The sequence below is a fragment of the Streptomyces sp. NPDC093591 genome (assembly GCF_044764885.1).
Classification (GTDB): domain Bacteria; phylum Actinomycetota; class Actinomycetes; order Streptomycetales; family Streptomycetaceae; genus Streptomyces.
The window spans coordinates 105392-120501 of sequence record NZ_JBIWIY010000018.1; the positions used below are offsets into that span (position 1 = coordinate 105392).

General features: G+C 70.0%; 13 protein-coding genes. All 13 read left to right on the forward strand.

Translation table 11 applies throughout. From position 1 onward, the window contains the following. The first annotated feature begins 30 nt into the window (after positions 1-30). The gene (locus ACIREI_RS33750) at positions 31-960 is read left to right on the forward strand and encodes an ABC transporter permease (RefSeq protein WP_403341094.1); all 930 of its coding nucleotides are present in this window, start codon (positions 31-33) and stop codon (positions 958-960) included. Continuing rightward, on the forward strand, positions 953-1732 hold the full coding sequence (locus ACIREI_RS33755; protein WP_403341097.1) for an ABC transporter ATP-binding protein: 780 nt from the start codon (positions 953-955) through the stop codon (positions 1730-1732). Before ACIREI_RS33750 ends, ACIREI_RS33755 begins: the two co-directional genes overlap by 8 nt. A gap of 357 nt (positions 1733-2089) precedes the next feature. Then, positions 2090-3019 (forward strand): squalene synthase HpnC, encoded by a 930-nt coding sequence (hpnC, locus tag ACIREI_RS33760; protein ID WP_403341100.1) that lies wholly within the window; start codon positions 2090-2092, stop codon positions 3017-3019. Continuing rightward, a complete protein-coding gene (hpnD, locus tag ACIREI_RS33765) occupies positions 3016-3978 on the forward strand; it encodes a presqualene diphosphate synthase HpnD (RefSeq protein WP_403341103.1) in 963 nt (320 codons plus the stop codon). Before hpnC ends, hpnD begins: the two co-directional genes overlap by 4 nt. Beyond that, positions 3978-4121 (forward strand): DUF6380 family protein, encoded by a 144-nt coding sequence (locus ACIREI_RS33770; RefSeq protein ID WP_403341106.1) that lies wholly within the window; start codon positions 3978-3980, stop codon positions 4119-4121. Before hpnD ends, ACIREI_RS33770 begins: the two co-directional genes overlap by 1 nt. Beyond that, positions 4118-5545 carry a hydroxysqualene dehydroxylase HpnE gene (hpnE, locus tag ACIREI_RS33775; protein ID WP_403341109.1) on the forward strand — a complete coding sequence of 476 codons (1428 nt, stop codon included), beginning with the start codon at positions 4118-4120 and terminating at the stop codon, positions 5543-5545. Before ACIREI_RS33770 ends, hpnE begins: the two co-directional genes overlap by 4 nt. Further along, positions 5545-6681, forward strand: coding sequence for a polyprenyl synthetase family protein (locus ACIREI_RS33780; RefSeq protein ID WP_403341498.1), 1137 nt, complete (start codon positions 5545-5547; stop codon positions 6679-6681). Before hpnE ends, ACIREI_RS33780 begins: the two co-directional genes overlap by 1 nt. Before the next feature lie 143 nt (positions 6682-6824). Then, the gene (gene shc, locus ACIREI_RS33785) at positions 6825-8813 is read left to right on the forward strand and encodes a squalene--hopene cyclase (protein ID WP_403341112.1); all 1989 of its coding nucleotides are present in this window, start codon (positions 6825-6827) and stop codon (positions 8811-8813) included. Next, positions 8813-9454: a 1-hydroxy-2-methyl-2-butenyl 4-diphosphate reductase gene (locus tag ACIREI_RS33790; protein ID WP_403341115.1), complete on the forward strand. Its 642-nt coding sequence runs from the start codon at positions 8813-8815 to the stop codon at positions 9452-9454. Before shc ends, ACIREI_RS33790 begins: the two co-directional genes overlap by 1 nt. A gap of 5 nt (positions 9455-9459) precedes the next feature. Next, on the forward strand, positions 9460-10482 hold the full coding sequence (gene hpnH / locus ACIREI_RS33795; RefSeq protein WP_062716260.1) for an adenosyl-hopene transferase HpnH: 1023 nt from the start codon (positions 9460-9462) through the stop codon (positions 10480-10482). A gap of 4 nt (positions 10483-10486) precedes the next feature. Further along, the gene (gene ispG / locus ACIREI_RS33800; RefSeq protein WP_403341119.1) at positions 10487-11662 is read left to right on the forward strand and encodes a flavodoxin-dependent (E)-4-hydroxy-3-methylbut-2-enyl-diphosphate synthase; all 1176 of its coding nucleotides are present in this window, start codon (positions 10487-10489) and stop codon (positions 11660-11662) included. Between the two features lie 31 nt (positions 11663-11693). Then, the gene (gene dxs / locus ACIREI_RS33805; protein WP_403341122.1) at positions 11694-13715 is read left to right on the forward strand and encodes a 1-deoxy-D-xylulose-5-phosphate synthase; all 2022 of its coding nucleotides are present in this window, start codon (positions 11694-11696) and stop codon (positions 13713-13715) included. Continuing rightward, positions 13712-15097, forward strand: coding sequence for an aspartate aminotransferase family protein (locus ACIREI_RS33810; protein WP_403341125.1), 1386 nt, complete (start codon positions 13712-13714; stop codon positions 15095-15097). Before dxs ends, ACIREI_RS33810 begins: the two co-directional genes overlap by 4 nt. Positions 15098-15110: the final 13 nt, after the last annotated feature.

Sequence of the window (15110 nt, forward strand, 5' to 3'; positions counted from 1 at the left end):
TGCGCATCTCGAAGACGAAAGTTTCAACTGGTGAGTGAGACAACGCACGACGGCGGTGTCGCGGTGAGCGCGCCTCCGTCGCCCGACGAGGGCCTCACGGCGGCACAGCTCGCCGCCAAGTACGGGCTCTCCGTGAGCGGCGCCCGCCCCTCGCTGTTCGAGTACGTCCGCCAGCTCTGGGACCGGCGGCACTTCATCCTCGCGTTCTCGCGGGCGAAGCTGACCGCCCAGTACAGCCAGGCGAAGCTCGGCCAGCTCTGGCAGGTGGCCACGCCCCTGCTGAACGCGGCGGTGTACTTCTTCATCTTCGGCCTCATCCTCAAGGCCGACCGCGGCATGAACCGCGAGGTGTACATCCCGTTCCTCGTCACCGGCGTGTTCGTGTTCACCTTCACCCAGAGCTCGGTGATGGCGGGCGTACGGGCGATCTCCGGCAACCTCGGCCTGGTCCGCGCCCTGCACTTCCCGCGCGCCTCGCTGCCCATCTCCTTCGCGTTGCAGCAGCTCCAGCAGCTGCTGTTCTCGATGATCGTGCTGTTCGTGGTGGCGGTCGGCTTCGGCAGCTACCCGCGCCTGTCCTGGCTGCTCATCGTGCCGGTGCTGGCGCTGCAGTTCCTTTTCAACACCGGCCTCGCGATGATCATGGCCCGGGCGGGCGCCAAGACCCCGGACCTGGCCCAGCTCATGCCCTTCGTGATGCGTACGTGGATGTACGCGTCCGGCGTGATGTTCTCCATCCCGATCATGCTTGAGGACCGGCCGGACTGGATCGCGACCGTCCTGCAGTGGAACCCGGCCGCGATCTACATGGACCTGATGCGCTTCGCCCTCATCGACGGCTACGACTACTCGAACCTGCCCCACCTCGCCTGGGCGGCCGCGCTCGGCTGGGCCGTGCTGTTCGCCGTCGGCGGCTTCGTCTACTTCTGGAAGGCGGAAGAGAGGTACGGCCGTGGCTGAGCAGAAGACGGATGCCCGTATCCCCACCGTCATCGCCGACGAGCTGCACATCGTCTACCGCGTCAACGGCGCCAAGACCGGCAAGGGCAGCGCCACCGCCGCCCTCAGCCGCATCCTCAAGCGTGGCGAGGAGCGGGGCGTACGCAAGGTGCACGCCGTGCGCGGCGTCTCCTTCATCGCCTACCGCGGCGAGGCCATCGGCCTCATCGGCTCCAACGGCTCCGGCAAGTCCACCCTGCTGCGCGCCATCGCCGGCCTGCTCCCCGCCGAGAAGGGCAAGGTCTACACCGACGGCCAGCCCTCCCTGCTCGGCGTGAACGCGGCCCTGATGAACGACCTCACCGGCGAGCGCAACGTCATATTGGGCGGGCTCGCCATGGGCATGTCCCGCGAGCAGATCAAGGAGCGCTACCAGGAGATCGTCGACTTCTCGGGCATCAACGAGAAGGGCGACTTCATCACCCTGCCGATGCGCACCTACTCCTCCGGCATGGCGGCCCGGCTGCGCTTCTCCATCGCCGCCGCCAAGGACCACGACGTCCTCATGATCGACGAGGCGCTGGCCACCGGCGACCGCAAGTTCCAGAAGCGCTCCGAGGAACGCATCCGCGAGCTGCGCAAGGAAGCCGGCACCGTGTTTCTGGTCAGCCACAACAACAAGTCCATCCGCGACACCTGCAACCGTGTTCTTTGGCTGGAACGTGGCGAGCTGCGGATGGACGGTCCGACGGACGAGGTCCTCAAGGAGTACGAGAAGTTCACGGGCAAGTAGTCCACGTGGCCATGGGCCGTACGGCCCAGGACGCTTCCCACGGCCCCGCCGGAACTGCCCCGGCGGGGCCCGCGTCTGCAAAGGAAACGTCAACTCCGGCTGGCCGTAGGAATCTTGGCGCCAATCGGTGCGTTGTTGTGATGTGCAGGACACCCGCACGGGTCGCGCCCCGTTGTACAACGTAAGCTGTACCGGTACCGAAACGCGGCAAGTAGGGCGATAACGCGCGACACCCCTCTCTCCGGGCTGCGGCGCGGACGGCCGGGCGGCGTGTCCGAAATAGTGTGCATTGGGTCTGCGGTGTAGAACGGGAGATGTGACGGCAATGGCTACGGAAACTCCCCAGCTCCACGCAGCATGTGCCGTCCCCGCGCCAGGCAGTCCGCGGTGACGGGACCAAGCGCGCGCCCAGGTGATCCGGAGCGCGACACGCTCGACAAGGCCGCCGCGGAGAACTTCCCCGTGGCGCCGTTCTTCCTGCCCAGGGCCTGGCGCACCGACCTCATGGCCGTCTACGGCTTCGCCCGTCTCGTCGACGACATCGGTGACGGCGACCTCGCCCCCGGCGGCGCCGACGCCCGTCTGCTCGGCGTGTCGCCCGAGGAGGCCGAGGACCGTCTGGTCCTCCTCGACGCCTTCGAGGCCGACCTGCGCCGAGTCTTCGACAGCACCCCGCGCCATCCCTTGCTGCGCCGTCTGCAGCCGACCGTCCGCCGCCGCTCGCTGACCCCCGAGCCCTTCCTCGGCCTGATCGCCGCCAACCGCCAGGACCAGCTCGTCGGGCGGTACGAGACCTACGACGATCTCCTTGCCTACTGCGAACTCTCCGCCAACCCGGTCGGCCGCCTCGTCCTCGCCGTCACCGGCACCGCGACCCCCGAGCGGATCCGCCGCTCCGACGCGGTGTGCACGGCGCTGCAGATCGTCGAGCACCTCCAGGATGTCGCCGAGGACCTCGGGCGTGACCGGATCTATCTGCCGGCGGACGACATGAAGCGCTTTCACGTCGAGGAAACCGATCTAGCGGTAGGAACAGCAGGCGCATCGGTGCGCGCACTGGTTGCATACGAAGCCGAACGTGCCCGGAACCTCCTGAATGAAGGCACCCCCCTGGTGGGTAGCGTCCACGGCAGGCTCAAGCTGCTGCTCGCGGGTTTCGTGGCGGGGGGAAGGGCGGCGATCCGTGCGATCGCCGCCGCCGAATACGACGTACTTCCCGGCCCGCCCAAGGCCAGCAAGCTCCAGCTGCTGCGCGAGGTGGGCGTGACTCTGCGAGGAGAGGGGTGATCCGGACCGTGGAGTCTGCACCACACGCGTCCGCACCGGTACTCGCCGCCTACAGCTACTGCGAGGCCGTCACCGGGCAGCAGGCCCGTAACTTCGCCTACGGCATCAGGCTGCTGCCCACGTCCAAGCGCCGCGCGATGTCGGCGCTGTACGCCTTCTCGCGCCGCGTCGACGACATCGGCGACGGCGCGCTGACCGCCGAGGTCAAGATCGCCAGGCTCGAGGACACCCGGAAGCTGCTGACCCGGATCCGTGACCGGTCGGTCGACGAGGACGACATCGACCCCGTGGCCGTCGCCCTCACGCATGCCGCCGACACCTTCCCGATCCCGCTCGGCGGCCTGGACGAGCTCATCGACGGCGTCCTGATGGACGTGCGCGGCGAGACCTACGAGACCTGGGACGACCTGAAGGTCTACTGCCGCTGTGTCGCGGGCGCCATCGGCCGCCTCTCGCTCGGTGTGTTCGGCACGGAGCTGGGGGCGCGCGGCACCGAGCGCGCGTCGGAGTACGCCGACACGCTCGGGCTCGCCCTGCAGCTCACCAACATCCTGCGCGACGTCCGCGAGGACGCCGAAGGAGGGCGCACCTATCTGCCCTCCGACGACCTCGCCAAATTCGGCTGCTCGAACGGCTTCAGCGGGCCGACACCACCGGAGGGCTCGGACTTCGCGGGCCTCGTGCACTTCGAAGTGCGTCGGGCCCGCGCCCTTTTCGCCGAGGGCTACCGGCTGCTCCCCATGCTGGACCGGCGCAGCGGCGCCTGCGTCGCCGCCATGGCCGGCATCTACCGCCGCCTCCTCGATCGCATCGAGCGCGACCCGGAGGCCGTGCTGCGCGGCCGGGTCTCCCTGCCCGGGCGTGAGAAGGCGTACGTCGCCGTACGCGGCCTGAGCGGCCTGGACGCCCGGCATGTCACCCGCCGGGCCGTCAGTCGTACCGTCAGGAGGCGTGCCTGATGGACATTCCGGTCCAAGGTGATGCCACCGGCGAAAAGTGGCGGGCAACCCTCCGCTGCCGGGCCGCGTCCCTGACTGAGACGACCGGCCGTGCACCGTTCGAGTACCGGCACGGTGGTCGCGCAGGGGAGGGGGCACGATGACCGAGGGCATGGAGTCCGAAGGATCGCTCGCGGACCTCCCGGGACGCCCGGGGAGGGACGCCGTCGTGGTCGGCGGCGGGCTCGCCGGCATCACCGCCGCGCTCGCGCTCGCCGACGCCGGAGTGCGTGTCACCCTGATCGAGGGCAGGCCGAGGCTCGGCGGTCTCGCCTTCTCCTTCCAGCGCGGTGACCTGGTCGTCGACAACGGACAGCACGTGTATCTGCGCTGCTGCACCGCCTACCGCTGGTTCCTCGACCGGATCGAGGGGACGGCGCTGGCGCCGCTGCAGGAGCGTCTCGACGTGCCCGTGGTCGACGTCGCGCGGCCGGAGGGGCGGCGGCTGGGCAGGCTGCGGCGCGACGAACTGCCCGTACCCCTGCACCTGGGCCGGAGCCTGGCGACGTATCCGCACCTCTCGCTCGCCGATCGCGCCAAGGTCGGGCGTGCCGCACTCGCGCTCAAGGGCCTCGACCTCACCGATCCGAGCCTGGACGCAACTGACTTCGGCACCTGGCTGACCGCGCACGGTCAGTCGGCGCGTGCCATCGAGGCCCTGTGGGACCTGGTCGGGGTCGCCACCCTCAACGCGGTCGCGGGCGACGCCTCGCTGGGGCTCGCCGCGATGGTGTTCAAGACCGGTCTGCTCTCCGACCCGGGCGCGGCCGACATCGGCTGGGCGCGCGTCCCGTTGGGCGAACTGCACGACCGGCTGGCCCGCAAGGCGCTCGACTCCGCCGGCGTCCGTACCGAGGTCCGTACACGCGTCACCTCCATCTCTACTGACGAAAACGGGCGTTGGAGCGTTCAGGTTCCCGGCGAGACGCTCCGGGCGGACGCCGTCGTGCTCGCCGTGGCCCAGCGCGAGGCCCACGACTTGCTGCCCGAAGGCGCCCTCGACGCGCCGGAACAGCTGCTGGAGATCGGGACCGCGCCGATCCTCAACGTCCATGTCGTGTACGACCGCAAGGTGCTCAGCCGCCCGTTCTTCGCGGCCCTCGGCACCCCCGTGCAGTGGGTGTTCGACCGGACCGACGCCTCCGGGCTCAGGGACGGCCAGTACCTCGCCCTGTCCCAGTCCGCCGCGCAGGACGAGATCGACGAGCCGGTCGCCGCACTGCGCGAGCGGTATCTGCCCGAGCTGGAGCGGCTGTTGCCCAGGGCGCGCGGCGCGCAGGTGAAGGACTTCTTCGTAACCCGGGAGCGGACCGCGACGTTCGCTCCCACTCCCGGCGTCGGGCGGCTGCGGCCCGGCGCCCGTACCAAAGTCCCCGGCCTCTACCTGGCCGGAGCGTGGACCGCCACAGGGTGGCCCGCGACCATGGAGAGTGCGGTCCGCAGTGGCGTGAGTGCGGCCGGCGCCGCGCTGAGCGCCCTGGGCCGGCCCCGCCCCAGCCACCTCTTCGACGTCGAGGAGGCGGCGTGATGCTGAACCAGCGCACGGCGGCAGGCCCCCGCACCCCCGGTACCGCAACAAGAGGAGAGACCGTGCCCACTGTGCCCCCGGCCGAGAAGGCCGCTCGAGAGACCGCGGTGGACGTGACCGCGCTCCTGGAGCGCGGGAGGACCCTGGCCACACCGGTACTGAGGGCGGCGATCGACCGCCTGGCCCCTCCCATGGACACCGTTTCCGCCTACCACTTCGGCTGGATCGACGCCGAGGGCAACCCCACGGCCGGCGACGGCGGCAAGGCCGTACGCCCCGCCCTCGCGGTGCTCTCCGCCGAGGTCACCGGCGCCGCACCCGAGGTCGGCATCCCCGGCGCCGTCGCCGTCGAACTCGTCCACAACTTCTCGCTGCTGCACGACGACCTCATGGACGGCGACGAACAGCGCCGCCACCGCGACACCGTCTGGAAGGTGCACGGCCCCGCCCAGGCCATCCTCGTCGGCGACGCCCTGTTCGCCCTCGCCAACGAGGTGCTGCTGGAGCTCGGCACGGTCGAGGCCGGCCGCGCCACCCGCCGCCTGACCACCGCCACCCGAGCCCTGATCGACGGTCAGGCGCAGGACATCTCCTACGAGCACCGCGACCGCGTCAGCGTCGAGGAGTGCCTGGAGATGGAGGGCAACAAGACCGGCGCCCTGCTCGCCTGCGCCAGCTCCATCGGCGCGGTGCTCGGCGGCGCGGACGATCGCACGGCCGACACCCTGGAGAAGTACGGCTACCACCTGGGCCTCGCCTTCCAGGCCGTCGACGACCTCCTCGGCATCTGGGGCGACCCGGTCTCCACCGGCAAGCAGACCTGGAGCGACCTGCGCCAGCGCAAGAAGTCCCTGCCGGTCGTGGCCGCCCTCGCGGCGGGCGGATCCGCCTCCGAGCGGCTCGGCGAGATCCTCGCCGCCGACGCCAAGAGCAGCGACTTCGAGAACTTCTCCGAGGAGGAGTTCGCCGCCCGCGCCGCCCTCATCGAGGAGGCGGGCGGCCGGGAGTGGACCGCCGAAGAGGCGCGCCGCCAGCACACCATCGCCGTCGAGGCCCTCGACGCCGTCGACATGCCCGAGCAGGTGCGGGCGCGGTTCACGGCGCTCGCCGACTTCGTCGTCGTACGGAAGAGATGATCACCACCGGGCGAAAAGAGATGATCAATATCGGTCGAATAGCCCTCGCGTAGTCGCCGGCCGGTGTGGCGGGAACCAGAGCACCGGCCGACGGCGGACCCACAGCAGACGCACTACCTGGAGCACTGCACGAAGGGGAAGCCATGACAGCGACGACCGACGGAAGCACCGGGGCGCTCCCGCCCCGGGCAGCCGCGGCCAGCGACACCGAGAACCCCGTGGCGGCCGGGGTGCACGAAGCCGCCGTACGCGCGGTCCGGCGCGCCACCGACTTCCTGCTGGCCAAGCAGGACGCCCAGGGCTGGTGGAAGGGCGACCTGGAGACGAACGTCACCATGGACGCCGAGGACCTGCTGCTCCGCCAGTTCCTGGGCATCCGCGACGAGCCGACCACCCACGCCGCCGCTCTGTTCATCCGCGGCGAGCAGCGCGAGGACGGCGCCTGGGCCACCTTCTACGGCGGGCCGGGCGAACTCTCCGCCACCATCGAGGCGTACGTCGCCCTCCGCCTCGCCGGTGACGCGCCGGACGCCCCGCACATGGCCAAGGCCTCCGCCTGGATCCGCGAGCAGGGCGGCATCGCCGCCTCCCGGGTCTTCACCCGGATCTGGCTGGCCCTGTTCGGCTGGTGGAAGTGGGAGGACCTGCCCGAACTCCCGCCGGAGCTCATCTACTTCCCCAAGTGGGTCCCGCTCAACATCTACGACTTCGGCTGCTGGGCCCGGCAGACCATCGTCCCGCTGACGATCGTCTCCGCGAAGCGCCCGGTACGGCCCGCGCCCTTCCCGCTCGACGAGCTGCACACCGACCCCGCCCAGCCGAACCCGCCCAAGCCCCTTGCTCCGGCGGCCAGTTGGGACGGAGCCTTCCAGCGGCTAGACAAGGCGCTGCACCAGCTGCGCAAGGTCGCCCCGCGCAGGCTGCGCAGAGCCGCCATGAACAGCGCCGCCCGCTGGATCATCGAGCGGCAGGAGAACGACGGCTGCTGGGGAGGCATCCAGCCGCCGGCGGTGTACTCGATCATTGCGCTGCACCTGCTCGGCTACGACCTCGAACACCCCGTGATGCGCGAGGGGTTGGCGTCGCTGGACCGTTTCGCCGTCTGGCGCGAGGACGGAGCCCGGATGATCGAGGCCTGCCAGTCGCCGGTCTGGGACACCTGCCTGGCGACCATCGCGCTCGTGGACGCCGGTGTCCCCGCCGACCACCCGCAGATCGTCAAGGCGGCGGACTGGATGCTGGGCGAGGAGATCGTCCGGCCCGGCGACTGGACGGTCAAGCGGCCCCAACTTCCGCCGGGCGGCTGGGCGTTCGAGTTCCACAACGACAACTACCCCGACATCGACGACACCGCCGAGGTCGTCCTCGCGCTGCGCCGGGTCAAGCACCACGACCCGGAGCGCGTGGAGGGCGCGATCGGGCGCGGCGTGCGGTGGAACCTCGGGATGCAGTCGAAGAACGGGGCGTGGGGCGCCTTCGACGTCGACAACACCAGCCCGTTCCCCAACCGGCTGCCGTTCTGCGACTTCGGCGAGGTCATCGACCCGCCGTCGGCGGACGTCACCGCGCACGTCGTCGAGATGCTCGCCGTCGAGGGCCTCGCCCACGACCCGCGCACCCGGCGCGGCATCCAGTGGCTGCTCGCCGAACAGGAGCCGGACGGCTCGTGGTTCGGGCGCTGGGGCGTCAACTACGTCTACGGCACCGGATCGGTGGTGCCCGCCCTGGTGGCCGCCGGGCTCCCGGGCCCGCACCCGGCGATCCGACGTGCCGTGACCTGGCTGGAGTCCGTCCAGAACGACGACGGCGGCTGGGGCGAGGACCTGCGCTCCTACAAGTACGTCAAGGAGTGGAGCGGCAAGGGCGCCTCGACCGCCTCGCAGACCGCGTGGGCGCTGATGGCCCTGCTGGCCGCGGGGGAGAAGGACTCCAAGGCCGTCGAGCGTGGCATCGAGTGGCTCGCGGCCACCCAGCGGGAGGACGGCTCCTGGGACGAGCCGTACTTCACGGGGACCGGCTTCCCGTGGGACTTCTCGATCAACTACCACCTCTACCGGCAGGTGTTCCCGCTCACCGCGCTCGGCCGGTACGTCCACGGAGAGCCCTTCTCCGACCGGCACAAGGGCGGCTGATGAATACCCCGGCCGCCCCGGTGCCGCTGCTGATCGCCTGTGCGCTCGGCATCGAGCAGTTCGCCCTGCGCGCCGGCGACCGCGGCGGCGCCGGCGGGCCGGTCACCGTGCTCCGTACGGGCATGGGGCCCAAGGCCGCCGAGCGCTCCGTCACCCGGGTGCTGGCAGACCCTGCCCTGAGTGGAGCAGCGGTGCTCGCCACGGGCTTCTGCGCGGGGCTCGCTCCCGGTATGCACCCCGGCGACCTGGTCGTCGCCGAGGAGACCCGCGATCCGGGTGGAACCGTTCCGTGCGTCGGGACCGAACTGCTCGTCAAAGAGCTCGCGCGGGCCGTCCCCGGCCGCACCGTCCACACCGGACCGCTCACCGGTTCCGACCGCATCATCCGTGGTCAGGAGCGGTCCGATCTGTGCGCGACCGGCGCAATCGCGGTCGACATGGAGTCGGCGGCCACGCTCCTGAGCGCCGTCCGCGCGGGCGAGCGCCCGGTTGCGGCCGTACGAGTGGTCGTGGACGCTCCAGAGCATGAACTCGTCCGGATCGGCACGTTGCGCGGTGGAATATCGGCTTTCCGTGTCCTTCGTTCCGTTCTCCCCGCTTTCTTCGAATGGCACCGTTCCTTGCTGCTCCCCAGGAGGTGAGCCAGATGGCCATGCCGCTGCGTCAATCCATCAAGGTCGCTACATACTTGGCCGAACAGAAGCTCCGTAGGCGGGACAAGTTTCCGCTGATCGTCGAGCTGGAACCGCTCTTCGCCTGCAACCTCAAGTGCGAGGGCTGCGGCAAGATCCAGCACCCGGCCGGAGTGCTCAAACAGCGCATGCCGGTCGCGCAGGCGGTGGGAGCGGTGCTCGAATCCGGGGCGCCGATGGTGTCCATCGCCGGCGGTGAGCCGCTGATGCACCCTCAGATCGACGAGATCGTGCGGCAGCTGGTGGCGAAGCGCAAATACGTGTTTTTGTGCACCAACGCCATGCTGCTGCGCAAGAAGATGGACAAGTTCACGCCCTCGCCGTACTTCGCCTTCGCGGTGCACATCGACGGCCTGCGCGAGCGGCACGACGAGTCCGTGGCGAAGGAGGGCGTCTTCGACGAGGCCGTGGAGGCCATCAAGGAGGCCAAGCGGCGCGGCTTCCGGGTCACCACCAACTCGACCTTCTTCAACACCGACACCCCGCAGACCATCATCGAGGTCCTCAACTACCTCAACGACGACCTCAAGGTCGACGAGATGATGATCTCGCCCGCCTACGCCTACGAGAAGGCTCCCGACCAGGAGCACTTCCTCGGCGTCGAGCAGACCCGCGAGCTGTTCAAGAAGGCCTTCGCGGGCGGCAACCGCAGGAAGTGGCGGCTCAACCACTCGCCGCTGTTCCTCGACTTCCTCGAGGGCAAGGTCGACTTCCCGTGCACCGCCTGGGCGATCCCGAACTACTCGCTGTTCGGCTGGCAGCGCCCCTGCTACCTGATGAGCGACGGGTACGTCCCGACGTACCGCGAGCTGATCGAGGACACCGACTGGGACAAGTACGGCCGCGGCAAGGACCCGCGCTGCGCCAACTGCATGGCGCACTGCGGCTACGAGCCCACCGCCGTCCTCGCCACCATGGGCTCGCTCAAGGAGTCGCTGCGCGCCATGCGCGAGACGGTCTCCGGGAACCGGGAGTGACACCATGACCGCCATCTCCTTGGGCCTCCCCGAGGTACCCCTCCGGCCGATCGCCGAGCGGCGCGTGTCGCGGCGGATCCAGGTCGGCCCGGTGGCGGTCGGGGGCGGTGCCCCTGTGTCGGTGCAGTCGATGACGACGACCCGCACGTCCGACGTCGGCGCCACCCTCCAGCAGATCGCGGAACTCACCGCGTCCGGCTGCCAGATCGTCCGCGTCGCCTGCCCCACGCAGGACGACGCGGACGCCCTCGCGACCATCGCCCGCAAGTCGCAGATCCCGGTGATCGCGGACATCCACTTCCAGCCCAAGTACGTCTTCGCCGCGATCGAGGCCGGCTGTGCGGCCGTACGCGTCAATCCCGGCAACATCAAGCAGTTCGACGACAAGGTCAAGGAGATCGCGCGGGCCGCCAAGGACCACGGCACGCCGATCCGCATCGGCGTGAACGCCGGGTCGCTCGACAGGCGGCTGCTGCTGAAGTACGGCAAGGCGACACCGGAGGCGCTGGTGGAGTCGGCGCTGTGGGAGGCGTCGCTCTTCGAGGAGCACGACTTCCGGGACATCAAGATCTCGGTGAAGCACAACGACCCGGTCGTGATGATCGAGGCGTACAAGCAGCTCGCGGCCCAGTGCGACTATCCGCTGCACCTCGGGGTGACCGAGGCCGGCCCCGCCTTCCAGGGCACGATCAAGTCGGCCGTCGCCTTCGGCGCGCTGCTGTCGCGGGGGATCGGCGACACCATCCGGGTGTCCCTGAGCGCCCCGCCCGCCGAGGAGGTCAAGGTCGGCATCCAGATCCTGGAGTCGCTGGGCCTCAGGCAGCGGCGCCTGGAGATCGTCTCCTGCCCGTCGTGCGGCCGCGCCCAGGTCGACGTCTACAAGCTGGCCGACGAGGTCACGGCGGGCCTCGAAGGCATGGAAGTGCCGTTGCGCGTCGCCGTCATGGGGTGCGTGGTCAACGGCCCCGGTGAGGCGCGGGAGGCGGATCTGGGGGTCGCCTCCGGCAACGGCAAGGGACAGATCTTCGTGAAGGGCGAGGTCATCAAGACCGTACCCGAGTCGAAGATCGTCGAGACCCTGATCGAAGAGGCGATGAAGATCGCCGAGCAGATGGAGCAGGACGGGGCCGCATCGGGCGCCCCCACCGTCACGGGGACACCAGAAGTGACTGTGAGTTGAAGCAAGGCACGGACCGAGAGGGGGCCCGAGCGTGACGATTCTGGAGAGCATCCGGGGACCACGTGACCTGAAGGCGCTGTCCGAGGCGGAACTCGGTGAACTGTCCGACGAGATCAGGGAGTTCCTGGTGCACGCGGTCGCCAGGACCGGCGGACATCTCGGGCCCAACCTGGGGGTGGTGGAACTCTCCATCGCGCTCCACCGGGTCTTCGAGTCACCGGTCGACCGCATCGTCTGGGACACCGGTCACCAGAGCTACGTACACAAGCTTTTGACGGGTCGTCAGGACTTCTCCAAGCTGCGCGGCAAGGGCGGTCTGTCCGGCTACCCCTCGCGCGAGGAGTCCGAGCACGACATCGTCGAGAACAGCCACGCCTCCACCGCGCTCGGCTGGGCCGACGGCCTCGCCAAGGCCCGGCAGGTGCAGGGGGAGAAGGGCCACGTCGTCGCGGTGATCGGCGACGGGGCGCTCACCGGCGGCATGGCCTGGGAAGCGCTGAACAACATCGCGGCCGCCAAGGACCGGCCGCTGATCATCGTCGTCAACGACAACGAGCGGTCGTACGCACCGACCATCGGGGGCCTCGCCAACCACCTCGCGACCCTGCGCACGACCGACAGTTACGAGAAGGTCCTGGCCTGGGGCAAGGACGTACTGCTGCGGACCCCGCTCGTGGGCAACACGATCTACGAGTCCCTGCACGGCGCGAAGAAGGGCTTCAAGGACGCCTTCGCGCCGCAGGGCATGTTCGAGGACCTGGGCCTGAAGTACGTCGGCCCGATCGACGGCCACGACATCGGGGCCGTCGAGTCCGCGCTCAGGCGTGCGAAACGCTTCCACGGGCCCGTCCTCGTCCACTGCCTCACGGAGAAGGGACGCGGCTACGAGCCCGCCCTCGCCCACGAGGAGGACCACTTCCACACCGTCGGCGTGATGGACCCGCTGACCTGCGAGTCGCTCGCGCCGTCCAACGGGCCGTCCTGGACCTCGGTGTTCGGGGACGAGATCGTGCGGATCGGGGAGGAGCGGGAGGACGTCGTGGCGATCACGGCGGCCATGCTGCACCCGGTCGGGCTCGGCAAGTTCGCGGAGCGGTTCCCCGACCGGGTGTGGGACGTCGGGATCGCCGAGCAGCATGCGGCCGTGTCGGCGGCGGGGCTCGCGACGGGCGGGCTGCACCCGGTCGTCGCCGTCTACGCGACGTTCCTGAACCGCGCCTTCGACCAGCTCCTCATGGATGTCGCGCTGCACCGCTGCGGGGTCACGTTCGTGCTGGACCGGGCCGGCGTCACCGGCGCCGACGGGCCCTCCCACAACGGCATGTGGGACATGTCGATCCTCCAGGTCGTGCCCGGCCTCAGGATCGCCGCGCCGCGCGACGCCGACCAGCTGCGGGCGCAGCTGCGGGAGGCCGTGGCCGTCGACGACGCGCCGACGTTGGTGCGGTTCCCGAAGGAGTCGGTCGGGCCGTCGATCCCGGCGGTCGACCGGGTGGGCGCGCTGGACGTGCTGCACCGGGACGCGGGCGAGCCGGATGTCCTGCTGGTCGCCGTCGGTGTGATGGCCCCGGTGTGCCTCCAGGCCGCCGAACTGCTCCAAGCCCGCGGGATCAACTGCGCCGTCGTGGACCCGAGGTGGGTCAAGCCCGTCGATCCCGCGCTCGCGCCCCTGGCCGCACAGCACCGGTTGGTGGCCGTCGTGGAGGACAACAGCCGCTCGTCCGGTGTCGGTGCCGCCGTGGCGCTGGCGCTGGGCGACGCCGATGTCGACGTGCCCGTACGCCGGTTCGGGATCCCGGAGCAGTTCCTCGCGCACGCCAAGCGGGGCGAGGTGCTCGCCGACATCGGGCTCACGCCCGTCGAGGTCGCCGGACGGATCAGCGCGAGCCTGGCCCTCCAGGAGGCCGAGAACGGCCGCGCCGGGGCGGAGCGGGGCGACGGCGGCCAGGGCGGTCGTAGCGTCGTGTCGGGCAAGGAGAAAGCCGTGCCGGTCGGGGAGAAATCCGTGTCAGGCAAGGCCAAGGCCGTGTCGGTCAAGGAGAAGGCGGAATGACCACCGAGTTCGACCTCGGCAGACTCCTGTCCGAGCGCGGAGCCGAGCGCTATGAGCTGCACTCCAGGTACCTCAACCACCAGCTCCCGCGCATGTTGCACACCATCGGCTTCGACAAGGTCTACGAGCGGGCCGAGGGCGCGTACTTCTGGGATGCGGACGGCGACGACTACCTGGACATGCTCGCCGGGTTCGGGGTGATGGGCCTGGGGCGGCACCACCCCGTCGTCCGTAAGGCGCTGCACGACGTCCTCGACGCCTCCCTCGCCGACCTCACCCGCTTCGACTGCCAGCCGCTGCCCGGGATGCTGGCCGAGAAGCTGCTCGCGCACAGCCCGCACCTGGACCGGGTGTTCTTCGGCAACAGCGGTACGGAGGCGGTGGAGACCGCGCTGAAGTTCGCGCGGTTCGTCACCGGCAAGCCGCGGGTCCTGTACTGCGACCACGCCTTCCACGGGCTGACCACCGGCTCCCTGTCCGTCAACGGCGAGTCCGGCTTCCGGGACGGCTTCGCCCCGCTGCTGCCCGACACGGCCGTGCCCCTCGGCGATCTCGACGCCCTGGCACGGGAGTTGAACAAGGGGGACGTCGCCGCCCTGATCGTCGAGCCGATCCAGGGCAAGGGCGTGCACGAGGCTCCGCCGGGCTGTCTGCGCGCGGCCCAGGAACTGCTGCACCGGCACAAGGCGCTGCTGATCGCCGACGAGGTGCAGACGGGCCTCGGCCGTACCGGCGACTTCTACGCCTACCAGCACGAGGACGGTGTCGAGCCGGACCTGGTGTGCGTGGCCAAGGCGCTGTCCGGTGGCTATGTGCCGGTGGGCGCCACCCTCGGCAAGGACTGGATCTTCAAGAAGGTCTACTCGTCCATGGACCGCGTGCTGGTCCACTCGGCGAGCTTCGGCTCCAACGCGCAGGCCATGGCGGCCGGGCTCGCCGTGCTGTCCGTCATGGAGAACGAGCAGATCGTCGCGAACGCGCGGGCGACCGGGGAACTGCTGAAGTCCCGGCTCGCGGCGCTGATCGACAAGTACGAGCTGCTCGCCGATGTCCGTGGCCGGGGGCTGATGATCGGCATCGAGTTCGGACGACCCGACTCGCTGAAGCTGCGAAGCCGCTGGACCATGCTGCAGGCCGCCCGCAAGGGCCTGTTCGCGCAGATGGTCGTCGTACCGCTGCTGCGGCGGCACCGGATCCTCACCCAGGTCTCCGGCGACCACCTGGAGGTGATCAAGCTGATCCCGCCGCTGATCATCGGCGAGCGGGAGGTGGACCGGTTCGTGGACGCCTTCACGGATGTGATGGACGACGCGCACGGTGGGGGCGGGCTGATGTGGGACTTCGGCAAGACCTTGATCAAGCAGGCGGTCGCCAACCGGTAGTCACAGGGGGATC